The sequence below is a fragment of the Agrobacterium tumefaciens genome (genome assembly GCA_025559845.1).
Taxonomy (GTDB): Bacteria; Pseudomonadota; Alphaproteobacteria; order Rhizobiales; family Rhizobiaceae; genus Agrobacterium.
Genome location: CP048470.1, coordinates 2,359,373 through 2,384,044, shown reverse-complemented (window position 1 = coordinate 2,384,044; position 24,672 = coordinate 2,359,373). Strand labels below are relative to the sequence as shown.

Here is a 24,672-nt window from a genome sequence, read left to right as displayed (position 1 = left end):
AAAAATCGCGCATTCGCGACAGCATGTTACCGACCGACATCCTCCAAATGATATGGACCGCGGTATCGGCGCAACCAAGCAAATCTTAGTAGAAAACTTGCCATTACTTAAGTCGACTTTGCGACGCTTTGAGAGCATTGGATCTAACTGTTTTGACAACCAGGCCGCAAGGATTCTCCCTAAAATGAGGTCCGTCGATGTGGACGACCTTATTCAGATACGTCACCGTCCAGGTGCTATTTCGAGCTCGCGTAAACTTTGTGTGTTGCGCTTCGAAGCCGAGAAGAGTACGCGCTGAAGTCCTTCAACAACATCTCTGACGGCGTTCTCATCAAGAATAGCACCTACGACGTTACTATATTCGTCGCAAAATGTGATGAAGACATCCCCGTCGCGTCCCAATTCAACATCCACGTTACCTGTAATGCGAAACGGTCCGTGAAACGACTTAGACATTGGGCCTCCTAAAGCAACTTAGGTAAAACAAATCGATAATACAAAAACTGCTAATCGTGATCACCGGCAAGAAGTGCGCGAACTAAAAACGAGAGCGAACTTTCCCGCAATCAGATAGTCCGATCACCAAGTGAGCCCAACGCAGACGATCGAGCTCGAACATATTGTCGAGAAATTAAAAAATTAACGCTTGTTGAACGCTCGTAATTTCTACGAGCGTTCATACTTTAACTTACCTCACAACCTATTAGACAGTCGGGTTTCCAGCGCCAGCAATCATGTCATATAGCTGCTCGTAGGAAAGACTTACATTTGTGTAGTTCACACCGCTATGATCGTCGATATTACGGAACACAAACGTGTCCGCATTGTGGAATGTGACAGACGCGCCTTTGTGACCCAGGTCTTCCGCGACACCAATGTAGGTGACCTTGATGCCACCGTCCGAACGTAGAGTGAATTCATAGTCGCTGAGCTGATGAGTAAACCATACCTGGTCGTTATCACCTTCGCCCATATCCACGATGCCGTTGATCTTTTTTCCGTTGATATCCGATTTTTCATCGTTAACCTGGAAAACAAAAATATCGCTACCTGCACCCAAGTTGATGACTTGGTCTTTGTCGTGGTAAAGAGTATCGATAGTTGCCTTATCGGCACCATCGGTACCCTTAATCTTGTTTTCCGTACCGACGCCACTCAGAAGATTATAACCAGTAGGCGTGGCGTCCGACTTCTGAATATTATCCTCATCAACATTAATGTCAGCCAATCTAACAGCCATTATTAATTCTCCTTTAAATTTCTAAAAGAATAACGCTTGCGGCACACTCTTAGTAAATTTTTTATTAATCGATGTCAAATTGAGACCAGCTTTATGTTTAACATCGTTGTATATTCGATACAGTCGTTAAAGTTTTAATTTTCCGCCCATATGTGATTTTGCGAAATCACCAATATTCTCAATACACAAGTACGCACAGGGAAGTTTAATTAAATATATTCAATTAAGGCGCAGCTAAACTCTTAATTTTCCCGTAGCAAGCCGCTTGTAAATAGATTCGGTCGAAAGTTCGTTATATGGAATTCGTTGTTATTGGTCTATTCTGGATCCTGTTAGGAACAGCGTACGTCAACGGAGGGAAATATCTCCTATATATATTTTTCTCGTCTATGCCATTCGGCGCGTTCGCCGTGATACCTCCCGCCCTAACTGCCGGTTTGACATTCACAGCTACCCCCATCGTCGCCCTTGCATTGGCGACACGATACTTAGGCAATAGGAATGGTGCCGCGTATCTACTGACATCCGCCACAGATTTTCGAAAACTGGGATTAGTTTCACTATTTTATGCAATTGCTCTGGTCGTAACTTTTTTTTCGCCGCGACTTTTCGCAAACCATGTCTACATCATACCTGTCCGAGGCTTGCTGGACGACCCAGACTTACTGCGTCCCACAACACAGAACATCTCGCAGATCGCTTACCTTGGGATATCAGTGCTAACCATCTTCACGTTTGGCAAGATGCTGAGGGATCACTACCTTCAAAAACATGTATACGCAGCTCTTTTGTGGGGCGCTGCAGCTACAATCACAACCGGCTTCGTTGACTTTGCAACGCAATATTTCCCTGTCGGCTTTATATTGGAGCCGTTCAGGACAGCGACATATGCGCTTTTAACGGACGTTGAAGTGTTTGGCGGCAAACGAGTAGTGGGGCTCATGCCTGAGGCATCATCCTACGGATCCGTCTGTATTGCGTTTCTTTCCGCAATCTATTTTCTACGATTCTATGTAGACAACAAGCATCCCTCTCCTCTTCCGATTGCACCTATACTTTTTTTCCTTCTTTTGTTTACCTGGCTCTCAAAATCTTCCTCTGCGTACGTCGGGCTTTTGTTTATCTTTCTTTGTGCGATTTGCGAATGGCTTTGGCGAGCTTCGGCGCTAGAGCGTAATCCTCGAAGGAAAAAAGGATTGCGACTAGAGTTCCTGACGGTAGGGGTGGTAATTATTCTTCTCACCCTCGTACTACTCTTTGTTCCATCGTTACTCGATCCAATCACAGCATTGTTCGATAGAATGGTCCTCCAAAAAACGGAAAGCCAGTCTTTTGAGCAACGCAGCAGTTGGACTGCAATTTCGTGGGCCGCTTTACAGCAAACGTTCGGTTTGGGTGTGGGTGTTGGCTCGACAAGAGCATCTAATGGTATCGTAGCAATGTTTAGTGGGGCGGGCTACATCGGCGCGCTCCTATACTTCGCATTCGTCCTTCAAACCGTAGTAAGGACCCCACCCAAAAAAGACTACATTTCGCAATCAGCACTCAGCGGCCTTCGTTGGACGTTGCTCCCCGTGTTCCTTGTAAACGCACTAATAGGAACATCAGCTGATTTCGGTTTGTTCGTTGCGTGGCTGTACGGATTTGCGTTCGCACTTGCGGCACACAAAAGGAACGGCGAAGTTAGTGTCTGAACTGCCCTCTCTTTCGATCGCCTTCCATTAAATGAATCGAGACGTGAGCATTCGAAGTCTAATTCAGAAAAGCGGAGTAACTTAATGTCCAGCGCTAGGAACCGAGTGTACTCGTTACGGGCCGGTATAACGTTTGCCTACCTCGTTGTATCTCTACTAGTCTTTATTAAAGGCGTTAAAGCAGAGACACTGCAAGAACTTGCGAGTGGCCAAATCGTGGGTAACGTGGAGTTCGAGCAGCAATTAAATACCGCTGCCGAGGTCGGAATGGGCCGCGTTCGGTTCGGAATCCGTTGGTACGAAGTTGAAAAACGACCAGGAGTGTTTGATTGGCGTAAGTCTGACGCACAATTAGCGATGCTTAAGAGCCGAGGCATGGCTCCTATAATAACGCTATTCGGGGGCAATGAACTCTATCAAGCGTCAACAGCCAAACAAGAGCGAACCGCGCCATCAACGGACCGCGCATACTCAGCATTTTCTAGGTTCGCGTCCGGCGTCGTCGAACGATACGGAAATACTCTGAGTGGCAAACAAATCTACTACGAGATTTGGAATGAACCTAACACAAAAACTTTTTGGCGTCCGATGCCGAACCCGGAAAACTATGCGGCTTTAGCGTCTTCGGCGTGCGAGGCAATTAAGACTGTTGATCGGGACGCAATTGTTCTCGGTCTTCCAATGGAAGGCACGCCCGTCAAGCAACCATATTATGTCAAAGAATACCGCATTGATATCTACCAAGAGTGGGCGCGACGCGCTGCTACACCCAAACTTATGGAATGTGTCGATGGGATAGCGATGCATCCATATCGGAAGTCTCCAGAATCCTACCTTGATGATGAAGCTTCACTTCAAACCTATCTCAGTACGTTTTGGAAAAAAAATGATAAGCCGCTTATCCTGAACACCGAATGGGGTTACTCAAGTTCCGGGGCGGAAGGTGAAGAAAGACAGGCACTCAATACTGTACGGGCATTTCTCGTCGGTGCATCTCTCCACCGTATTACGAACATCTATCAGTTGAGCGACGGTGGAAGGGACACCGCGAAAGAAAACGAAAACTACGGTCTCTCGACTTTTAGAGGTGAAATTAAGCCTTCAGGATATGCTCTTCAGCGATTGCTCAAGGAAATTGGTGGCTACGTTCCCGGTCCGATTGAACGACCATCCGAGAACGTCGCCATAGCAAGCTTTGTCAACGGGTCTGAGAAAGCTTGGGTCGCCTGGTCAACAGGCCCAGGATCGGCTCCACTACCTTCGTGGACGCTGAACAGGGAGAACCAGGCAATCAACGTGATAACCGGCGAAAAAATTACTCTCCCGCGCGATCTACGTGATGTTGGCCCGACCCCGATCCTCATACTCGGGAAAAATTGAGCGGGTGAACACACCGGAATACTTACGTTTATAGGTAATCGTAGTAACTGCGCAAGTCAGCGTACATTTTCTCGATTGTGAATTTGTCTTTCACCTTCAGACGGGCTTGCGACCTAATACGCTCAGATGCGACTGGATCATTGGCCACGATGTCGACAACCTTCAAGAACTGCTCTTGGTCTTCAACTAAAAATCCGTCAGTGCCGTGGTTTATTTGGTCGACAATCCCCCCCGAAGGGAATGCAGCAACCAAGAGCCCAAGCCCCATAGCTTCCAGTATTGAGCGAGGCAGGGCGTCTGGCACTACAGATGGAACTACCACCAGATCAAGGCCGTTGTAGATGCTACCCAGACCATGTTTTTTTCCCTCGAAAGTAACGAGTTCCGACATATTGAGAGACGCGACAAGTTCTAAAAGCTCCTTCAGGTACCACGCATGCTCCGGTGCGCCCTCACCACGTATTACCAATCGTAAGTCAAATCCCACGTCCCGCACGTATGCGATCCACCTAATGAGGTGATCAACCCCCTTATAAGGATGCAATCTGCCACAAAAGCCTACGACAATGGCCTCTCTTTTCTCAGAAGAGAGAATAGGAAGTCTACTAGTGTCGAGGCCGTTGAACAAAACCTTGACATTCGATGGTAGTTCCCCCTTAGAGGGCCAGCATGGTCGACTGACAATCAAAACCAGGTCCGCGAACATCCCAAGTGTACGCCAAAGCACTCGCTCCCTCCGCTGCAGCGGAATGTCGTGAATATGAATCACAACTGGAGGCCCTCCGAGTAAGCGGCAAAGACAAGCTACGAAGTGCGCTTTTAATCCATTGCTGTGAACGATATCGAAGTCATTCTTGCGGGCTATTGAGCGAAGTGTCCTGGCTGCTCTGAACCAATCGCGCATTGCGGGTAAAACATTCCCAATACGCACAGGTCGCCTGATTTTCGCTACCCGACCCAGAGGCACGGCGTACGCCTCACGACCCATATCTCTCGCGACATCGGACAAATCACCAAGTGACGGAACGATCAAAACCGCTTCCACACTTGGGTTATTAAGCAAATCTACAAGCGAAGTCTCAGCGCCCCCCTTCAGGTCCGAAACCGGAGAGAAATACGCCACCCTCAGCATGAAAACCTGGCTTTCCGATTAGATAGAGCTCTTAATACCCAGATAGAAAATCAGCAAAAAACGAAAAATCAGCGTTCAATCTAAAATGACGATTATCCAGCTGATATCCCAGTTTTTGAATACTTTATCGAGGCCGCGACGCCGGTTTATTTCTTAAGCGCCTGAATCTCTTTACTCAGATTCGCTGCATCTTCAAAAGCCTCAACAACTGCTATTCCATCTAAATTCTTCTTTTCTAGCAATAGCTCGTTGGCACGATCGACGACCATTTGCGGACTGGTATCCCCTGGCCAAACGATCCAATCTCCCAAACCTACGCTAGTCATGAACGAATCCAATTTTCGATCCCATCGCAATGCGATTATTTCGCGCCCGTAGGAGTAGGCAGCAATCAAAGCATGCATTCGAAATCCTATGACGAGTGCACATGTCGATATCAATGCAGCCAGTTCGCTGGGATCATTCGGTCGTAGGCAAGGCTTCAAATTTGGTGAGACCCCATCCAGCGCGAGGCGCCTTACCACCCGTTTTGCGGCTTCAACATCCTCAGGGCTTCCGTTTGTGAATAGCTGTACGGCGTAACCTGCGCGGGTCATCTCATTATACAAAGATGAGTACCATGCTTCCAAATAACTGTCTTCGATCTGATACGTTGAATGATAACGGACTGCGACCGCCCCCGTGACGCAAAGCCCAATCACTGTTCTGACGTGATCGGTCTGACTTAATCCGCCGACAAAACGGGAGATAAGTAGCCCCGGATCACGAACAACAATCGCTTCCCGCCCAAGCGTTGTCCCAAACCGTTTATCGAAATTTTCTTTTGAATCGTGATCGCGTACGGCCACATATGGAATATGCGAACCTTTCATTGAGTTGCGCAGCATGTTCACGCCCTTGTCGCTCCATGTGGACGACACTCCAACGCCATAAATGAGAACGGGCAACCGCCGCCGTTTTGCTTCGTCAAGAAGGAGTGACAGCTTGGTTGGAAAATTCAAATCAAGATCAGCGAAGAGGTTACCTCCACCGATGACGACTGCATCCGCATTTTCCAAATGCGCTCTATAGTGCGGCTTCCATTTGAATTTTGCGGCGACTGCTAGTGGGAGCTTGAGGAGAAGTCTCCTGATTTTCGCAGGCATGATATGGAGCAGTCGTAAAACCGAGGAACGAGACGTCCCTCCAGGAGTGTACTCAGTCCGCCCTGCCACGTCGATCGAATAAGTCCCCGAATGAGAACAACCATTTTCGATCAGTGCCTTTTCTAGGCATTCAGAAAGAAGGCCGTCACCCAAATTCGGACTGTACTTCGCATTGAATAGACGTACGCGCATTTATTTACCTCGGGCTAAGCCGGCTGAAAGTCAGTAATTTTATGAACAGCCGCTTCATAGAGCCAAAGCAGGCGATCGATCCATTCTTCGTCACTTGTAGCCAGACCCGGTTGCTTCGTATGAGCTCGTTCACTCATCGCGCGGAGTTCTTCTACCGGCAAGTTCGCGACACGTACCATGACGTCACCGAGCAACGCAGGTTGCATTGGGGGCACCGAAAAACCGATCCCAGTTTTTTCAACTTCCTCAGCAAGGAAGGCAGTGTCGGACAGAATCACAGGAAGACCGCTCATTGAAGCCTCCGCAGCAACCAAACCAAATGGCTCCGGGTACCTTGACGCCATGACAAGCGCCCTCCCCTTGAGCAACAAATCACCTATCTCTTTACGGCTCTTCCAACCGTGGAAACGAAGGTCTGGATGAGCTGACTGAAGACTCTCTCTTAACGGCCCATCCCCGATAACCTCGAGTGGAACTCCAACAAGTCTCGCTGCCGCGATGATGTCCTCAATCCCCTTCTCCGGTTCAAGCCTTCCAACGAAGAAAAATGCATTGTTGTTTTCGGCAGCTATTCGGTCTCGTCTAAAGGGCAGAGCGGGATTCCTAACAGTATTCAGTCGTTCTTTTGGGTATCCGTAACTGAGAAAATAGCTCTCCATACGCTCGTGGATCATCAAGATTCCAGCCCAATTTGAAAGCTCTCCTAATGCCTTAGAAACTGAACTTTGCCTCCCCACTCGCCAGAGTTTTTGCCCGTATGAGCGTTTATCGCAGTGCGTAAGGAGACAATCGAGGCTCATTGCTCGCTTACTACATGCCTGATCCGTCTGGTAGTTCATGAACCCGCCGTTGGGACAGGAAAGAAAAAAATCATGTGCGTGTATAAACGTTCGTTTACGCACACCTTTGAGGGCTGAAAAAATGGATGGTGACAATATTTTCGACCAACCGTGAACATGATAGACGGTTTCGGGGTCATCATGCGACGAAATCCAATCGACAACCATTCGCTTGGAGCTCGTGTTATAAACACCTCCTACCAGAGCGTTTAATTTCGACTGCTTGAGTATGTGTTCTTGCCCTAGAGCAACGACCTCCACACCAAGTTCACGGAGCTCATCGTTATCCCCGTTATCACCTGTGATGTAGGTTACGGGAATCGAACGCCGAGAAAAACCTCGCACAGATTCGAGTGCGAGCCCCGTTGCTCCACCCCGCGCCGTGGAAGCGTCATTGATAACAACGATCCGGCTCACCATTGCCAAGAAAACCTCATTTGAACGCAAGTATGCGGGAGGGAGAGGAACGACCTCGCAATACCTCATAAATTGCGAGAATATTGCCCTTAAGCCTTCCCCTCCTGTCCACCCAAGGCTCAGGCTTTACGCTCCGGACACAATTGGCAATGAATTGCCGTCTCATGTACTTCATCGAGAAAGCCCAAGACAGGGTACCTTTTCTCGCGAGATAAACCGGATTTGCTATCTGAGAGTACCCGAGACGCATACCGCTAGACCGGCCAGATCCCTTAGTACCAAGATGGACACCACGCAACATAGTACTTTTTACGACTCGACCATACTTCGCCAATTGCCGACTAAAATCGATATCTTCTAGCCATGCATACAACGGTAGGTTCTCATCAAACTCCAAACCATGTTGCCGGACAGTTTCGAGCCTGAGGGCCATGTTGCAACCGTATCCGCCATACGTTTCTCGAAGCATAGGCTCCTGGTCGACATGAAGGTCTACCAAAAGACGTCTTCCTTCTTCAAACGAGAATCCGGGGCCTCTAATGCCGTCAGCCTTCACAAGACCAGTAGCGACCACTACTTCCGGATTGCTTATAAACAGCTTCTCTAGTTCCTCTATGTATTCTGGTTGCATAAGGAAATCATCGTCGAGGAATAGAAGCAAATCCGCATCACAGTGGCTTAGAATAGTATTGCGTTGGTTAGGCAAGCCAGGTCGGCCCAGTACAATTTTGATCGCAGGATGTGAGTTGAGCACGTCCCCGGCATCCTCAGCCTTGGCTGGACAAATCAATATAGAATCTGGTTGCCGTGTTTGCTCGGTTATAGTCGAGACGACGTTGCCTAAGATTTCGGCCCTGCCACTTGTAGCAATCCCCACCGCGATCCGGAGCCTTTTTCCAAAAGCAGTCAAGCCCACAACTCCCGACTATCAGTCATTATTTTTCTGGCAGCATTCTCCCAGTTAAATCTCGAGCTACGTGCTAACCCGCTCTCACGAAGCTGAGATGAAACGATCTCTGTATCCAAGACACGTCGTATCGCTTGGATCCACTCTTCGGCGACAAACGGATCAGCACGCAGCGCAGAATCTCCGCAAATCTCGGGAAGTGACCCCTTTGGTGCTATGACCACGGGGCAGCCTAGTGCCATGGCCTCCAGCGGTGGCAGACCAAATCCCTCAGTTAGAGATGGGAATGCAAGCAAGCCGGCATTAGAGATTAGTCCGGCCAGTTCACCATCGTCGACGCGGCCGACGAAAACGATATTGTTTGGTACATTTATCCCCGCCTTCTCAAAATCAGCTTTGGATCCTGGACCAAATAAAACGAGTGGTACAGAAGCCAAACGAGGATCAGAAAATGCTGAAAGCAACACTTTGATATTTTTGTGAGGTTTTGGATTAGCAAGCGCGACACAGTACTTACCTATCGGTAAGCGGCGGTCGTAAATGAGTTTTTCACTCGGAGCCGCCCTCAGGACATGATCGCAACCATTGTGAACGGTGACAATTTCTTTAACTTGCGGTACTACAGACCTTAGTTCACCAGCTGAATAATCTGATACAGCGAAGATTTTCTTGCTGAAACGGCAAAGAAGCGGCGTAAGTGATTTATAGAGCAAACGAAATTTTCGGCTATTAGATTCTGGCGTGGAATACGCTTGTACGTCATGTATGAGTGTGGCGGCGCGTCGCTTGAAAGCGGGGCCTAAATTGCAGAAATTCAACAGCAACGCAGATCGTGAATAAAGCGGAAGAAATACTTGTTCCCACAAGACACCGCCCGACAAACCACACGTGACTATTTCAATCCTGCTCAGATCAAGATTTCGAATAGCATCAGGCGGGACAGCAAGGATAAAATCAAAATTTCGCGTAAACTCTGGATCCCGAGCAAGCAATCTATCGAAAGCTAAAGTGTATTCCTCAGCAACCCTATGTACTGCAGTTTGTCCAGCGGAAAGAAATTTGCCGTTGATTACGACTTTAGTTTTTTTTGCGGAAACCATAGGAACTCGCTAAACAAAAAATAATACCAAAAACAGAAATTAAGGTCCGGGAAAGTCCCCAAAATATAAAGAAAACATGCAAGCTGTCTAAAAAAAATTCCCTAAAGAAGGGCACAACAATTGTCAATAAAACGAGACAGTCGTCGATATCTCTATCCGGCGTTGATCCCAAAATACAAAAGAACAAAAACGAATATTGAAAACGTAAATATCAACGTTCTAGCGACGAAAATTCGCCGATTACACGATTGGACTAGGGACAATTCGTGGCTCCATTGATGCGACTCGATCACACGTTAGTCAAGTGTAATCACTTCGCGCCAAAGTCCAAGTCTTTCCAACAAAGTAGCGTTGTTACAACTAACACCGATGTCATCTGTCCATCGGTGATGATTATCTCCTACATCAAGCTCCATCTATTGGCATCGTCACTTGCCTGAATTTTAATCCACCGAAGATCCGTTCGATCCCACCGGACAATAGAGTTAGTGCGGTTATCTAATACCATATCGCCCTCGTTCGTCCGAACCACCACGACAGCGTGCCCCTCTCCAGCTCCGGTCTTCGCTACAGCCAAACGAACGGCACTGGACGGGATACCTGAGTCAATCAAACGCTTTCTTTTGGTGACGGCATAGTCGTTACAAGCCCCCTGAGCCGAGTCAATCTCCCAGACTTCCTTTCCAGGGGCATCGAGGACAGGCGAAATCGATGCGTTCACATTCCGATTAATTTCCATAATCTTTGCTTTAACCGAACCGGCAAATTCTACTAATCTTGGTCCGTTTTTCCGTTCACACTGATCAGGATTAGAAATGCAGAACTTCACATGTGCGAAGGGCGCAAGTGTTGCACCACGCTCCATAACAAATGCACTCCCGCGATTGATGTTACGGGTAAGTGAACCTGGACCCGCCGCAATCGCCGTGACGGGGATGCCCAATACACTCAAAGCTAATAGAGCACGCGCCGATTTACTTTGAACGAGACTAGAGAAACTCATCATCTGTCTACCCTGTTAAAACCACATCACACGTCTAACAGGGCGGACTTTCCAAACTTTTTTGGAAATGACTAAATTTCTATTGGTCTGGAAATTGGCGCATCACAGACACGGTAAAACTAGTGCATTTGAAATTTCGTACGGATAGCATTGACGTAGTAAGTACCGGGGGATGTCGCGCCCGCGAGCTCGTAGGCAACGGTCTGAGGTACGTCGACGAAAACTCGTCTTTGACCGTTTGATAGATGAATAACTAGCGTACCCGTGTGTTCGTTGTAACCAAATGCATCTATCAGCTTTGATTTTAGCTGTATCTCCATTCGTCACTCCCGTCAGCGTGCGAAGCGCGCACTCAATTGTGAGTCTAAGTACAAAACTAATAGCGAATTTTATCCCGCAGCGCAGCAAAATCAAGGTGATTTTGTTAACCATCCGCAATAGCTGACCTAAAGGCGCATGTGCTCATGCGCGAGAAAGCATATTCCGCACTGCGATAACCACAGTTTGATGCGCCACACTGGCGATACCCGCACCAACAAGCCCCCAAAAGTGCACACAAACTACGGTCAGCGCGATATACGCCAATAGAGAGGACAAGCTCCCTATGGCTAGCTTCCTATCCTCGCGTCGTAAAAACAGCTCAATGCCACTCAAATCGGAGAATAGCTTGAGGAGTGAACTCACCAGCATAAGACCTAAGACAATTGGCTCTTCAGCGAGTTCGTCAAATCCAACAGCCGGAAGTATGTAGAGAGCCGTGGCAGAGATAGTAAAAACTATCGGCACTGAAAATTGGATTGCGCGGAGCGCCTCACGTCGCAAAGCTGCGCTGAACTGCGTCCGATCGCCACCACCGTAAAGGTCAGCCAGCCTAGTGACAGACACCTGGGTAACCGCTGTGGAAACTAATATGTATAGACCGTGTGCGACCGAAAAATATAGCGTGTAAATACCCGTGGCCATCATACCCATAAGCTGAGCAATAACAAACCGTTCCACGTAGACCTGCCCGTTCGTAGCAACGTCATTCACGTAAACTAACGGAGCTAGTTTGAACATGTGCCACTGCTTTGAAAAGGATATGCGGCAGCGTAAAAAATGCTTCCACGGTGCATCAGGTAACACTTTCACGGAAAGCGCCAGGCTCACGATCAAAGCGCAAGTCCAGAGGATCAATATTGTGTCGATAGAGCGAAATGTGGGGTCGTAAGCTCCCAACAGAATTACCGGCACTATCCAAAATGCAGACCTGACGAATAGTAGAACGTTGGCAGATATCGGTCTACGCATATTAATCAGTGCGATGTGAGTATCAAACGCTAGGAACTCTAGTGTCACTATCATTGCTATAAGTAAGTACTGCAAATCTATCGGCAGCATACAAATCAATGAAATAGCTATAGTTGAAAACCAGATCGCCGCCGCCAATATCGCGTTCCATACAAAACGGTCTCGGATGAGTAGAAACGCATCGTCAGATTCAAGCGTCAAAACTTCACGGCGAACGAAATATCCTATACCAAATCCTAGGATTGACGGCGTAATTCCCACAATTCCGACGATTAGACCGAAGAGTCCTAACTCTTCAAAGCTAATCATACGGGCCATGTAGATGCTAAGAGCAAGACGGGACAATAGTGATGCTGCACGCATCACCATATTAATGATCCCTACAACGGTCTCACCGCGGTCGCCGTTGATACCCGTATGCTGCCGGAGGAGCATTACATTTAACATCCATAGCCAATATGGGTGGTTAGTGCGACCAAACGTGAAAATCCGTTCTCAGTTCTAAATTCTTATTTCAGCTTCAAGTAACGAAAAATTGTTGCCACTAATTCTACTTAGTTCTTTCATCCTCATAGCACGCGTCTCGATCACAACATGGTCCGTGGCCAATTTCACCGCGGTTTCTACATCTTCGATGCTTGCACCTGCGGCGAGTGATGGGATTGCGAGATCAGCAGCTGCTTCGCGTGTCTTGCTGTTGTTATCGTCGACGAGAATAATTGGTTTGTTGGCGAGTGCGGCAAAAAAGACCGAGTGCAGTCTGTTGGTAATCACCAAGCCTGTTGTGCGATAGAGTTCGAAGAATTCTTCAAGCAAAAAACCTTCGTGAATTAACGTCTCATTCCCAAGAGATATCAACTCTTCGGCAATGACCCGCGCAATCCCCGTATCCATCCCAGGTCTAGAATCGTGACATGCCAATACCACTCTCGATGACCCAGTTCTGCGCGAAAACGCTGCGACGATATCCGCAACTAGCTTCGATGGAATTCCCCGCTCCTCTGAAGCATCCTCACAGGGCGCAATGAGAACACCTTCGCGACTTTGGTCAAGTAAACCGCTGGTCAACGGTGATATGAAATGAATTAGGTCGGCAGTCTGGACGATTTTAATTGGCTGCCTAAAGGAGCTAACAACTTCGAAGGAACTTCTATCTCGAGCAGCAAATATAGAGAGCTGTCCCGCGATGAATTTCCAAACGGCGAGATGGCCAGGTTTTTTAATCCGGCTCGCGCCGCACCCGATCGCGGCACATTTCCCCCCAACAAAACGGCTCAATCGCATCATAAGGGCCGCAGCAGAAATGGACGCGAGTGACGCATTATCGCGAACCATCTGCCCTCCCCCAAACAGCAAAAGAGCTCCGGGCAAGGATCGTAAGCACTCAAACAGATTTTTCCCGTCGAGCACCTCGATATTATGAAGCGCGAGTTGCCTGCCAACGTCTGGATGAACTGAAGCCCACTGCCGAACAAAAATACTCTCAATATTCAACGTCGCGCGCAAGCCATGCGCAGTCTGCAAAAGTAACGCCAAGTCTCCGACATTTTGGAGATTTCCTGAGAATACAATCGCACGCTTCATCTTTAAAACTCGCATTGAATTTAATAGTTAGAAAAGCAGCGCTCAGCTAGCGAGCAGCATTCAGGGCATGGACAACCGACCTTATGGACCGCCGAAGCGACAAGACAGCGAAGCACCAAAATAGAGCTCCGAAAACTATGACCGCAGCCAAGTGTATCTGGTCGCCGACCGAGAACCTCATCGAGATCTGTCCTGCAATCCATCCGCCTACCACAACGCTTACCGCTGGCACGATTGCTATTGGTCCAGCCGTCTTCAATCCACTTAACGTCGGCCGGAGGTGCTTGTGCAGACTGACAAGCATGCAAATGCTGTTGAAACCTGCAGCGAGTACAACAGCATAGGTTGCTGGAAGCACTCCGTAAGGTGACAAAATGAGCAATGAAGCCACGAGAACTGGTACAACCAGTGTTTGATTCACAAGTACCGAGCGCTGCTTATTGTGAGCGACCAACGCGGGAGCAATACTCGCGTCTATCAAGGAAAAAGCCCTTGCGAGGCAAAGTATCGATACGACTGGTGCAGCACCCGACCACGATGGTCCGAGTAAGAGCGGAACAAGCGTTTGGGACGAAATAGCTAGGCCCGCCAACGCTGACCACCCCACAACTGCAGCAACAGAGAAAACGCGAGCGACAAACTCTCCAGACTGCGAACCACTAGCTGCCTGTTTCGAATAGAAGGTCATGCCAAGTAAGCGCGTAGGTTGGGTGAATAGATCAGCGACAGAAGTCACCAATCGACTGCTGCCTCTATATATCCCTGTAGCTGCTGGTGAAAGGAATGCCCCAAGCATTAGATCGGCTGCGTAGGTACTTCCAAAGGTTAGCAAAACTGCGCCGTAACGCTCAAATGACCAAGTTAGAATTTCAACAAATTTGGTTTTATCGAACTTCTTTGACCATACCGCAGTGCCAGTACTCCAATAGAGGACAGAGACTATAATAGATGCAATGTAGGCTTTGGCGACTAGCGAATATAGTCCGAAGCCATACAGGAACATCACCACAGCAGTACCGGCTGAAATGATCTCCGACGCCGTTGTAATCGCGTAATAAGATCGTGTCTTCCCGCTTTTGAGGCAAAGGGATTCCTGCCATGAGGCACCCGCGCTAATGAAATTCGAAGGTAGCAACAATAGCATGATCCACGGCACATCAGACACGTCGAACAAGATCCAAGCAACAACGGCTAAAGTCGCAGCCGGCGCGGTCAGCCCGATTGCCACAATGATATTCACTAAAAGGGCTTCGCTTGCACAATCTTCTGCAATTTCTGACTTGAGCAAGAACTCAAACGCGCCGCAGTAAAGCAGTGTCCGAATGAGCGTGATTGAGAGAACGGCGAGCGAAAAGACCCCGAATTCACTTGGTGTCAGAAACCGGGCCGCCACCAGCATTAAAAGCAGTGTGCTAAGCTGATTGGAAGCTCGAGACATAACTCCAAGCCCGGCCGTAGCTGCCCCACTTGATGACAGTTTCTTCCCACGAAATAAGTTCAAAGCACTGCCCTGCGGGTTTTCCTAGACATCATATGCGCCCTCACTCCTCACGAAATACGTGATTCATTCGGTCAGTAAGAGGCTTCGTCAAATACGTTAGGACTGTCCGTTCGCCAATTCTTAAGAACACCTCGGCAGGCATGCCTGGATACAGTCGTCTGTCCCCCAGCAGCTCGAGTTTGTCCGAATTCGGCCGTATACGAAGTGAGTAGAATGAGGTTCCGGTTCTTTCGTCCTTCATGAGGTCCGGCGCGATTGTAGTAACCTCCCCGTCGACCTCGGGTGTCACCTTCTGATCGAAGGCACTGAAACGTATTCTTGCGGGCTGCGTCAAGTAAACCTGGTCGATATCCGCTGGTCTTATCCTGGCCTCGATCGTCAGTTCATCGTTTTCCGGAACAACCAGCATAAGCGTATCGCCTGGATTAACGACTCCATTGATCGTATGAACACCGAGTTGATAGACCCTGCCATCAATTGGACTGACGATATCGAGCCGCCCCATCTGGTCTTTGATCTTGATGAGGCGCTGCTCGAAGTCCGCTATCTTTGCCTGGAGTTCTCCTAAATCATCGTTCGCTTGTTTTTGAGCATCCTGATCTAGCTGCCTTATCTGAAGGTCAATCTCACTGATTTTGCCTGTCGCCTGCGCACGTTCAGATATTCTTTGACCTCGCGTGCCCTCCTGTTCGGCAAGCTGCCGTTTAATCGCAAGAAGGCGCTGGAGATACACGAGCTGCTTGTCAAAAAGCCCTTGGGTCGTTTTTACCTCATCCTTAGTGAGAGCAATTACTTTTTCTATCGCGTCGAGCTGAACAGATAGACCAATGATTTCGTCTACCAATTGGCGTTTACGCGATTCAAGCTGATCGCGCGCACCAGACTGCGCACTTATATGGCTAGCAAGCAATTTGCGTTCGCTGCTGACAAGATCGTCCGCATTCTGAGGTAACGTTAGTCCAGCGATTTCCGTCGGGGCATCAAATGTTTGCCTTCCATCAATTTGGGCTCTGAACCGGGCACGGCGCACGTACATCTGTGCCAGGCCGCTTTCGATTATGGTTAGTTCTGCCCTCGTCGCCGTAGGATCAAGTCTAAGAAGCACCTGACCCGAGACAACGCGATCGCCTTCTTTAACAAAAAGTTTCCTGACTATTCCTCCGGTGAGATGTTGAACCTTCTTGACGTTATCGTTTACCACCACAACACCAGAAGCAATTACAGCACCGGAAAGGCTCGTTGTTGCTGCCCATCCACCAACGCCGCCAATCAGAGAAAGGCTGATCGCGAAAATCGCTACAGCGTGAAGTCTTATCGACCGTTCAGTGTGTCGCTTTGGAGACGTGCTCGTCATTCTCCTGCCTCGCCCGTCTCGCCTATGACCTTCAATGGAGCTCCGCGTGGCCTCGAAACAGGGGCCATAACTCTCGCCAACACCTCATCTTTCGGGCCGAATGCGTGCATCTGCCCGTTCCGCATCATGAGAATTAAATCGACATTCGCCAGGACTGACGGCCGGTGCGCTATGATGATAGCAATGCCTCCACGGGCTTTGACGCCATCAATCGCCGCAATCAGTGCTTGCTCCCCCTCAGCATCGAGATTGGAGTTTGGTTCATCCAGCACAATCAAAAATGGCTCTCTGTACAGAGCCCGCGCGAGCGCAAGCCTCTGCCGTTGCCCTGCCGAAAGTGCACTACCGGCATCGCCAATATGCGTATCGTAACCCTGGGGCAGGTTCAAAACCATATCGTGGACACGTGCTGCTTTCGCGGCCGCAATGATCTCGTCGGCTGATGCATCATCTTCAAATCGAGAGATATTCTCAGCAACTGTACCGGAGAAAAGTTGTACGTCCTGTGGGAGATACCCAATAAAACGCCCGATACGTGACTGATCCCACTGATCAAGGGAGGCACCGTCCAAGCGGACCACTCCACGTACAGGCTCCCAAATGCCCAACAAAACGCGCGCAAGAGAGGACTTGCCCGACGCACTTGGACCAATAACGCCCACAGCACTACCCGCATTGACGGTAAATTCGACATCCGAGAATGCAAATCGATCGCCAATGGGAAAACCGGTCAGTCGTTCAACCGAGAGGGATTTAGATGGTGGCGCGAGCGTTGTCCGAGCACTTTGCTCTGGGTATAGCTCCATAAGCGTACGTAGTCGGCCCCAGCTCTGCCGTGCAGCTACGAAACCACGCCAATTCGCAATTGCCATTTCTAGCGGAGCGAAAGCCCGAGCCGTCAGAATTGAACTCGCGATAATAATCCCGCCCGATGCCTCACCCTGTATCGCGAGAACCGCACCGGCAGCCAAAACAGCAGACTGCAACGCCGTCCGGAAAACCTTTGTGACGGTACCAAAAATGTACGTAATGTCGCTTGCCTGACCGCCTTCAATTCTGAGTTGGCGGTTTGTTTGATCCCAAACCTCTGTCATGCGCGGGATCATTCCCATTGAGCGCAGGACTTCAGCACCACGCTGAGAACCGAACACGAAAGCGTTTCTGCGGTTGGTGATCTCATTCGTGCGTTGAGCGGCATGGCGCGTGCTAAAGTGGTTAGCAATCGTGAGGCCGATCAAAACAATCGATCCGCCTACGGCAAACCACCCGACAACGGGATGGAAAAGAAAACAAATTGCAATGTAAAATGGTAGCCACGGCAAATCGAAGAGAGAAGAAGGACCGGTCCCCTGCAGGAAGCTTTTTACCTGATCAAAGTCACGTAGCGGTTGGGAAGTATCAACCCGCTTCCCGGACAATGGCAACACGATCATCAATCGATAGACGTGCTTGTAAAGCTTCTCGTCAACCAAACTCGCAAACCTGACGAGCAACCTACCACGGACAATCTCAAGAAGGCCCTGATAGAGATAGAGGCCGAGTGCGAGGATTGCCAGCGCGACCAACGACGGTATGCTGTGTGACGGCAAAACACGGTCATACACCTCAAGCATGAAGAACGAGCCCGTGAGGTACAAAGCATTGACGACACCGCTCGCCAAGCCGACGCCAAGTACGAGCGAAAGCATCGTCTTGGCCCCAACAAGATTTCGGATCGTCAGACTGTGATTTTCTTTTGTCACAACATGCCCTCAGGTACTCAAACAAACAGCCGCAAAAAACCTCAAGCGTTAAGCAAGCGCACGACCCAACTAGGTCCCCGTGGCTTTGGGCATCGTGACGATCTCATCGCCCCAAAGCTTTTGAACGCCCAACACGTTGAAAAATTTTATTAATTCGCTCCTAAATCTTAAACCGTCAAACTTCAGCGCATGAGCGCGCATCTCCGACGGAGAGAAAGACGACAACGAACTCTCAAGCTGAGTAATTGCCCCACAAAGCGATTCGACAGATTGCTCGTTGAAGAGAAGTCCCGTCTTACCGTGGACGACAGTTTCGACAGCACCGCCTCTATTGAAAGCAATCACCGGCCGCCCGCTTGCCATAACTTCGAGTGGCACGATCCCAAAATCCTCGACCCCAGGATAAAGCAACGCCCTGCACCGCTGGAAGTGATGTGACATGGTCGCATCATCGACTGCCCCGAGAAACTCAACATTTTTGCCACCGAGATCACGCAATTTTTGCGTCACGCCGCCGCCAATTACGACAAGGCGTTTATTGAGACGGTTACATGCTTCCACGGCGAGTTCGATTTTTTTGTACGGCGTGATCTGCCCTGCACAGAGGTAATAATCACCGACATCGTCCGCCACCGAGAATCGCTCGATGTTAACTGGCGGGTGGATTACGTGCGCATCACGCCGATAGAATTTCTCGATGCGTTTAGCCACGTAAGACGAATTCGCGATGAAATGGTCGACGCGGTGCGATGTCGTAACGTCCCACACACGCAACAACGGTGCGCTAATAGACATTACGGTTCTGGCAATCGTGCCTGCAGATTTTCGGTATTGAGGGAACAAATCCCAGATGTATCTCATCGGAGAATGGCAATAACAAACGTGAATAGCATCCGGACGGGTTACGATGCCTTTCGCAGGACCTGCCTCACTCGAAATAACGAGATCATACTCTGTCAAATCGAATGACTCGAGCGCGAACGGCATTAACGGCAGCATCTTCTGATAGTGTTTGACGCCGCCTATGCGCTGAAGAAACGACGTTGTGACTTTGTGTTTTGCCAGTTTGGCTGAAACAGATTTCTCATCGTAAACGAGCGTAAAGATGTCAGCGTCAGGGAAGAGATTTGAAAACTCTTCTAGAACCTTTTCCCCGCCACGCATCCCAGTCAGCCAGTAGTGAACAAGCGCAACCTTCATGATCGTTACCTCAGTGTTAAACGAACGAGCCGTTGGTTTCGCGGGACCAACGATCAAACACTTCGGGAAGCGAATTGGGGAAAGGGTAACCGTTGCGATCTAGCCAATTCGGATAGACATCTGTCGAACGGACAAGCTTCAAAACGCGATCAGGATGAACGCCAAGATTAAATGCATCCATGCTTCCTAAGAGCTTGGCTGCGGAGGTCAGCAAGTACCGGGGCACAAGAAACGTCTTTGCCGTCGGGAAATGCTTGTCGATCAGTGTCTCTACGATTTGCTCGAGAGTGTACCGCCCGGGATAAGCGGCATTAAAAAGCACATAATTTTGCTGCTGCTGGCGCGCAAATTCCAGAGCACCAAGCAGGTCGGATATGTAGATGCAGGCCTTGATTGTGTCTTTGCGGCCTGGATAGACAAACATCCCCCGCTTCAGAAGCGAGGCAAGACGGGTGAAGTTTCCACCCTCTCCTGGGCCGAACACAACTGCCGGCCTTACGACCGTCAGCTTGCGTTCTTCAGGAGCCCGCCGGAGCCAATCCTCGTGAACTTTTTCAGCGAGGAGCTTGGAGTAACCGTAAGCAGACTCTGGACGAGGCGTTGTTTCTTCTGTTTTTCGATCTTCGGCAGGGCCATAGACCGAAATCGAACTGGTAAAGACCAGTTCAGGTACATTGTGACGCTCGGCAAATTTGGTGATCTCGAGAGCACCTGAAACATTCGTGTCATAGTACTCATGCGTTGGATGCCCCGGCGTCGTATGGACCGCTGCAAGATTGTAAATCCGTGCGATGTTCCGCTCAATCGAGAACGATGACAGGTCTCTTACATCATGTTTGATGTAAGTGACGCCCGCGATTTTACTGGTCGCGTCTTTCTTGTCGACAGATACAAGATCAAAATTATTCTGTTCACTCAGAGAACGAAGTAAATGCGTTCCTACGAAACCCGCACCACCAAAAATTAGAATCGTATCTCGCACGATAAAATCTCCTTTTTGCTCGTATCGAGCTAAAAAACGCGCTCCCTGAAAAAAATCGGAGCGAATATTAAAACGGTTCAATTACGAAGTTCAGTAAACTAAATATTAGCTATTCTAATGCCTACAGGGTAGGCAAGTAAACACTCAACATAAGGTTAATTCGCTGGCCTATCTGTTACACCGGAAGGGCATCGCTACTAGAAATTTAATCCAGCTCTCTCCCACCGGCGTGTCTGGATCGTACCCAATGAAGAATAGGCTTTGAAAAAATCGTTCGGAAAGCGCGATTTAATCAACCTCGCCAACTCAATACTCTCGCGAGGGATGCCGTATTTAAGATACCTCTCGATATCCAATGATAATTGAGCGTGCACTTCAGCAATAGTTGGCTCTTCAAGTCTTGTATAATACATGAGGCGAGCACGGACTACCTCATCCTCTGCCGGCGCGTGCGTTTGTGAGCGCGTCAAAAGCTGGCGTTGCTCCAAAGGAACTTCCGCGATCGCACGCTTTATCATTGCTAGCCGAAGCCAGAAATTGCCGTTAGACGGCCAGCAGATCAACGCCCTTTCAAAATAGACCTGCGCATCTGAGATCGAAGACGACCATCTATCGAAATCAATGACTGGCGACACCGTGTCGAGATTAGCGAGCACGACGGTTGCACCTGACATGAGGACATCAGTTCTGCAAGCGCCAGCAACTGATGCGTCGTGCGCCTCCTTGGCATAATGAGCGATAACGTCCAAACGGACACTTTGACCGCTTTCAAGCTGTTTCGAAACAGCTGAAATCCCCGAAGAACGAGACGACGTGTCAATCTCCCCGAATGCGATAAATAGTAAAACTATACTGAATGCAGCAAGCATAACTCTCTTGACGTACATGTACCGTCAGCCATCAACATAATATGAAGCATATCTGTGACTGTAATATTCACTCGATCCGTATGTGTTGTAGAGCTTCATCTTGTCCGGATCGACTTTGTTAAGAACAATCCCGACACACTTTTCAAATATCTCCCGCTCTCTCTCGATGAGGGTACGGACAATTTTCCGAGACGTCTTGCCCCACTCGACGACAAAGAGGAATTGGTCGATATGCGGGCTAATCGCACGTGCGTCTACCACCGGTCCAATGGGTGGCAAATCAACGATAACGTAGTCGAAAAGCCGCCGTGCCGTATCAAGCGTATTTGCCATCTCCACCGACGACAACAACTGAGATGAGTGTGGAATTCGTCTGTTTACTACTGCGGGAACAAAAGCCAAACGTGTCTTCTCGTCAAACATCAGGACGTTCTCCAGTGGCAGCTGACCGACCAGAACCTCCAAAAGCCCGCCCTCCGCGTGGCGCCCTAACGCTCGTGTTGCGCCGGGGTTACGCATATCCGCATCGATCAACAGTACTTTTGATCCCTGCGAGGCAAGGAGTTCCGCAAGATTTGATGCGATTGTAGATTTACCTTCACCAGGCAATGTCGAAACGACGCCAAGCACCTTATTCGATGCATGGGTATCTCGAAAATCCAAGGCTATCTTTACCGAGCGCATTGTCTCTGCGAAAGCAGACATTGGATAATCGACAACATAACTCGTCGAAGAATTGAGATGAAAAATCTCTGTGGGCTTCAACTTCTTGCCGGTATCCCAAGGCGTGTTATTGACGGGAACGATCGGAGCGCTCCCGAGATACTCCAGTGAAACATTTTCTCGGACTTGGTCGCCGGTCCGGAAAAACCGGTCACGAAACTCACGAAAGGCGCCAATACCTGTTCCCACACCAGCACCCAGAACAAGAAACAACGCCATAAGAAGCGGCTTTTTTGGATAGCTAGGCGATTTTGGAACGGTCGCACGCGAAATTACGCGCGCCTCTGTAACGGGAAATGATTGCTGTTGAGACGCTTCCTGGAACCTCGAGAGAAAGGACTGATAAAGGTTTCTATAGGCATCTGCGGTTCGCTCAAGTTCGCGCAATTCCACTTGGGTTTCCCCAGCGGCAGCGCTAACGCTCGTCGCTTGCGTCACTTTGTTATAAAGGTCATTTTCTCGCGACTTGGCGACGTCAACATCACTTCTATAACTTTCAGCAATTCGACTAAGTTCAGCGAACAAGAGACGTTCATACTCGGCCATTTCTGTACGGAGACGCACCGCCTGGATATGGCTGGAGCCTAGCCGGCTCGATATTTCGGACTCTCTTTTTGATGCGTCGAGATATTTTTTCCGCAAGTCATTCGAGATGGAGCTATCCAAAACGTCGGTCACAATAGCATCGGTACGTTTGGAATCTACGATCGACTGGATCCTGTCGTATTTTGCTATTGCCTGGGCAGTATCAGCCTGTGCTTTGATCAGGGCACTGTTCAACTCGGACAATTGTTGATCACTAACCAGACCACCATTGCTGGTCGCAACGAGCCCGTTGTCACGCCTAAACTGCTGAACCGCTAAATCTGAGGCAAGCGCTTGCTGACGCAGCTCATCAATACGCTGTTGGAGCCACTCACTCGCACGTCGCGTTGCGTCGTATTTCGAATTGAGTTTGTCGGTTAGATAAACATCGGCAATCGCCGCAGATATCTGGGCTGCCAATTGCGGTGATCTTGACGTGTAATCAATTGATAATACGTATGTTTTACCAACGCGTTGGACCACCATATTGGCTTCAACCATCGCAGCGGCTCGTTGACGCCGCTCATCCATCGTGGCCTCAACAGAGTCCTTATTAAACCACGAAGAAAAGTCGAAGGCTTGGCGAACCATAGAAATCACGCTTGCAATTGCGGACTTTCCACCATCCATGAACGCAGGATTGTTCGTTAAGTTGAGCTTGTCGACAACGGCCAAGGAAATCGTATCGGACTTAAGGACCTCAACTTCACTCAAGACCGTTGGCTCGTCATTCACCGGCAAACCGGCATCCGACATTCTACTGAGAAGAACTCCGTTTCCCTTATCAATGAGCACACTTGAAGAGGCGGTGAAATAAGGAACTGCCGTTAGCAGGTAGACCGCACCCAGCGCAAACGCCAGCATCACGGACGCAGCAACGACGAACCACTGTCGGCGAACAGCCGCCAGCAAGTTATCGAGGTCCAGTGCGTCCGTGTTTTTCTCTTCTGACCAATCTTGGACCAGACCGGCGGAAACTTTGTCAGGCGATAGCATTGTTCAGAGTACTCCTGTCACTATGCCCAAAATCCAGCGACATAAAACAGCAATTTCAATTTCGACTAACCGCGTTGATTATTGTCGTAAACGACTGGCCGCCATTGTTGATCGTGAACGATCTCGCGCCTCGAGCAGAAGAGAAGTTCAAGGTCGCGGTTTCAGTAGATACGTCACCGGTCGTTCCCGCCGTACCGCCTTGCGCACTGCCATTGCTCGTAATGCCTGTTGCCTGACTTGCCCCCGCAGTCGCGGCCCCTGGACTACCTAAAGCCGCTGTCGCAATGTCGCCGGATGCTGCAAGGAATGCAGTTTCAACCTCACTTAAACCTGCCAGAGCCACTTTCTGCTGAATAAGTGCAGCAAATTCAGGATCCCTGGCCACGCAGGCAGCGGCGGCCCTTGCAAGCCCGGCACCTATCGCACCCCTCTGATCGACGGTAGCAGTAGAGGCAAGAGACAAGAGTGGGTCGATGGTGGCGCTGCTCGAACCGGCAAGGCTCCGAACATAGTTTGCCATGTCGAGGCCACCTGCAGGAAACGACACCAACAACTGGGACGACGTTTCCAGAAATGCAGCCACGTCGCTGCTTGCAAGCAGGGCCGGTGGTTGGAAGCATGATGATGCAGGCGCGGTTTGCGCAAACGACGGCGCTGCGCAAAGTGCGAATACCAATCCAGAAAAGGTATACTTCAAATACATTCTCAAAACCATTTCAGAGCCTTTGTTCAATAAATATACTCTGTAATAAAATTCCGAAATCCCCACAACATACCGACCGGGGCTTTCAAATATT

General features: G+C 49.3%; 21 protein-coding genes. 2 read left to right on the top strand and 19 right to left on the bottom strand.

The genetic code is table 11. The features are described from left to right. Positions 1 to 222: 222 nt before the first annotated feature. Together FY156_27215 and FY156_27210 are read right to left on the bottom strand one after the other, a co-directional pair. On the bottom strand, positions 223 to 456 hold the full coding sequence (locus FY156_27215; protein ID UXS05117.1) for a hypothetical protein: 234 nt from the start codon (positions 454 to 456) through the stop codon (positions 223 to 225). Positions 457 to 703: 247 nt separating this feature from the next. Continuing rightward, complete coding sequence (locus tag FY156_27210; GenBank protein ID UXS05116.1) at positions 704 to 1,240, bottom strand: hypothetical protein; 537 nt, start codon at positions 1,238 to 1,240, stop codon at positions 704 to 706. A 296-nt stretch (positions 1,241 to 1,536) separates the two neighbouring features. Here FY156_27210 and FY156_27205 point away from each other — a divergent pair, with 296 nt between their 5' ends. Together FY156_27205 and FY156_27200 are read left to right on the top strand one after the other, a co-directional pair. Further along, a complete protein-coding gene (locus FY156_27205; protein UXS05115.1) occupies positions 1,537 to 2,934 on the top strand; it encodes a hypothetical protein in 1,398 nt (465 codons plus the stop codon). Positions 2,935 to 3,018: 84 nt separating this feature from the next. Continuing rightward, a complete protein-coding gene (locus FY156_27200) occupies positions 3,019 to 4,314 on the top strand; it encodes a cellulase family glycosylhydrolase (protein ID UXS05114.1) in 1,296 nt (431 codons plus the stop codon). A gap of 28 nt (positions 4,315 to 4,342) precedes the next feature. Here the strand turns inward: FY156_27200 and FY156_27195 are convergent, their stop codons facing one another. From FY156_27195 to FY156_27115, 17 genes are all read right to left on the bottom strand, one after another. After that, positions 4,343 to 5,446, bottom strand: a complete 1,104-nt coding sequence (locus tag FY156_27195) for a glycosyltransferase family 4 protein (protein ID UXS05113.1) — start codon at positions 5,444 to 5,446, stop codon at positions 4,343 to 4,345. 146 nt (positions 5,447 to 5,592) lie between these two features. Further along, positions 5,593 to 6,783 (bottom strand): polysaccharide pyruvyl transferase family protein, encoded by a 1,191-nt coding sequence (locus FY156_27190; protein UXS05112.1) that lies wholly within the window; start codon positions 6,781 to 6,783, stop codon positions 5,593 to 5,595. Between the two features lie 14 nt (positions 6,784 to 6,797). Further along, positions 6,798 to 8,042: a glycosyltransferase family 4 protein gene (locus FY156_27185; GenBank protein UXS05274.1), complete on the bottom strand. Its 1,245-nt coding sequence runs from the start codon at positions 8,040 to 8,042 to the stop codon at positions 6,798 to 6,800. A gap of 13 nt (positions 8,043 to 8,055) precedes the next feature. Then, positions 8,056 to 8,949 carry a glycosyltransferase gene (locus FY156_27180; GenBank protein ID UXS05111.1) on the bottom strand — a complete coding sequence of 298 codons (894 nt, stop codon included), beginning with the start codon at positions 8,947 to 8,949 and terminating at the stop codon, positions 8,056 to 8,058. After that, entirely contained in the window at positions 8,946 to 10,046 is a 1,101-nt protein-coding gene (locus tag FY156_27175; protein UXS05110.1) for a glycosyltransferase family 4 protein, read from the bottom strand. The genes FY156_27180 and FY156_27175 overlap by 4 nt, the downstream gene beginning before the upstream one ends. A gap of 400 nt (positions 10,047 to 10,446) precedes the next feature. Further along, positions 10,447 to 11,052, bottom strand: coding sequence for a transglutaminase-like cysteine peptidase (locus tag FY156_27170; GenBank protein UXS05109.1), 606 nt, complete (start codon positions 11,050 to 11,052; stop codon positions 10,447 to 10,449). A gap of 116 nt (positions 11,053 to 11,168) precedes the next feature. After that, positions 11,169 to 11,369 carry a KTSC domain-containing protein gene (locus tag FY156_27165; protein UXS05108.1) on the bottom strand — a complete coding sequence of 67 codons (201 nt, stop codon included), beginning with the start codon at positions 11,367 to 11,369 and terminating at the stop codon, positions 11,169 to 11,171. 142 nt (positions 11,370 to 11,511) lie between these two features. After that, entirely contained in the window at positions 11,512 to 12,774 is a 1,263-nt protein-coding gene (locus FY156_27160) for a hypothetical protein (GenBank protein ID UXS05107.1), read from the bottom strand. A 66-nt stretch (positions 12,775 to 12,840) separates the two neighbouring features. Next, complete coding sequence (locus FY156_27155; protein ID UXS05106.1) at positions 12,841 to 13,923, bottom strand: polysaccharide pyruvyl transferase family protein; 1,083 nt, start codon at positions 13,921 to 13,923, stop codon at positions 12,841 to 12,843. A 46-nt stretch (positions 13,924 to 13,969) separates the two neighbouring features. Continuing rightward, complete coding sequence (locus FY156_27150; protein ID UXS05105.1) at positions 13,970 to 15,322, bottom strand: oligosaccharide flippase family protein; 1,353 nt, start codon at positions 15,320 to 15,322, stop codon at positions 13,970 to 13,972. A gap of 142 nt (positions 15,323 to 15,464) precedes the next feature. Beyond that, positions 15,465 to 16,778 (bottom strand): HlyD family type I secretion periplasmic adaptor subunit, encoded by a 1,314-nt coding sequence (locus FY156_27145; GenBank protein ID UXS05104.1) that lies wholly within the window; start codon positions 16,776 to 16,778, stop codon positions 15,465 to 15,467. Next, the gene (locus FY156_27140) at positions 16,775 to 18,466 is read right to left on the bottom strand and encodes a type I secretion system permease/ATPase (protein ID UXS05273.1); all 1,692 of its coding nucleotides are present in this window, start codon (positions 18,464 to 18,466) and stop codon (positions 16,775 to 16,777) included. The genes FY156_27145 and FY156_27140 overlap by 4 nt, the downstream gene beginning before the upstream one ends. Positions 18,467 to 18,589: 123 nt before the next feature. Next, on the bottom strand, positions 18,590 to 19,720 hold the full coding sequence (locus FY156_27135) for a glycosyltransferase family 4 protein (protein UXS05103.1): 1,131 nt from the start codon (positions 19,718 to 19,720) through the stop codon (positions 18,590 to 18,592). 16 nt (positions 19,721 to 19,736) lie between these two features. After that, entirely contained in the window at positions 19,737 to 20,702 is a 966-nt protein-coding gene (locus tag FY156_27130; GenBank protein ID UXS05272.1) for an NAD(P)-dependent oxidoreductase, read from the bottom strand. Positions 20,703 to 20,899: 197 nt separating this feature from the next. Next, the gene (locus tag FY156_27125) at positions 20,900 to 21,571 is read right to left on the bottom strand and encodes a hypothetical protein (GenBank protein ID UXS05102.1); all 672 of its coding nucleotides are present in this window, start codon (positions 21,569 to 21,571) and stop codon (positions 20,900 to 20,902) included. 24 nt (positions 21,572 to 21,595) lie between these two features. Beyond that, positions 21,596 to 23,875: a polysaccharide biosynthesis tyrosine autokinase gene (locus FY156_27120; protein ID UXS05101.1), complete on the bottom strand. Its 2,280-nt coding sequence runs from the start codon at positions 23,873 to 23,875 to the stop codon at positions 21,596 to 21,598. A 55-nt stretch (positions 23,876 to 23,930) separates the two neighbouring features. Then, a complete protein-coding gene (locus FY156_27115; GenBank protein UXS05100.1) occupies positions 23,931 to 24,644 on the bottom strand; it encodes a hypothetical protein in 714 nt (237 codons plus the stop codon). Between the last annotated feature and the right edge of the window lie 28 nt (positions 24,645 to 24,672).